Consider the following 365-nt stretch of genomic DNA (forward strand, 5'->3'; position numbering starts at 1 on the left):
TTCCGGTGCTCATCCACGAAGTGCCTGAACTGTACGAAGTCGCCCTTGTACTCCTCGTTTCCCAGGATCCTGGCCACCGTTTTCCGGTAAAATCTGGCACCACTCTTGGTCTGTACTCCCTCCCCGTTCAGGTAGTTTGTGATCTGTGCGACCGTGAATCCATCGGCGGCCATCTCGAAAATCTCCAGCACACGGCCTGCATCCTGATCCGGCACGATCTCGCCGTCCTCGTTCTTCGTGTATCCGAACACCCGCTGGATCTGCTGGATGGGCTCCTGTACTTGTACCTTCCGCTGAATGGCCATCCTGGTCCCGAGCCGGTTTGCCTCGCTCTCCGCCTGACCGAATGCGGCAAAGAGCGTCAT

General features: G+C 57.8%; 1 protein-coding gene. It reads right to left on the reverse strand.

The window, feature by feature from the left end:
- The coding region (locus ACTQZS_RS15515; protein WP_441476611.1) for a recombinase family protein at positions 1–365 on the reverse strand (365 nt) is incomplete at both ends.

Origin of the sequence: Bilifractor sp. LCP19S3_H10, assembly GCF_052119185.1 — a bacterium.
GTDB lineage: Bacteria > Bacillota > Clostridia > Lachnospirales > Lachnospiraceae > Bilifractor.